The organism is Bacillus sp. SIMBA_154, from assembly GCF_046536015.1.
GTDB classification, from domain to species: Bacteria; Bacillota; Bacilli; order Bacillales; family Bacillaceae; genus Bacillus; species Bacillus pumilus_P.
Genome location: NZ_JAWJBV010000194.1, coordinates 1 through 279, shown reverse-complemented (window position 1 = coordinate 279; position 279 = coordinate 1). Strand labels below are relative to the sequence as shown.

Below are 279 nucleotides of genomic sequence, written 5' to 3'. Positions count from 1 at the left end.
AGAGCGAATTCATCAATAAAGCTTCCGATATAATGTGTAATCGGGTTTGTCAAAGCCTTTCACCTCCTAAAGCAGAGATCATCGGCTTTAGTTTAATTTGTGTTTCTTCATATTCTGATTGCGGATCTGAATCTTCAACAATGCCGCAGCCTGCGAAAAGCCGCGCATTATTGCCTTCAATCAGCCCTGATCGGATAGCCACGACAAATTCTCCGTTTTCCCTGCCGTCCATCCAGCCGATCGGAGCCGCATACCATCCGCGTGTCATCGGTTCAATAT

General features: G+C 46.2%; 1 protein-coding gene. It reads right to left on the bottom strand.

The window, feature by feature from the left end; all coding sequences use genetic code 11:
* Positions 1 to 49: 49 nt before the first annotated feature.
* Positions 50 to 279, bottom strand: a 230-nt coding sequence (locus R0K30_RS21705) for a chorismate-binding protein (RefSeq protein WP_410612883.1), incomplete at its 5' end; no start/stop codon positions are given.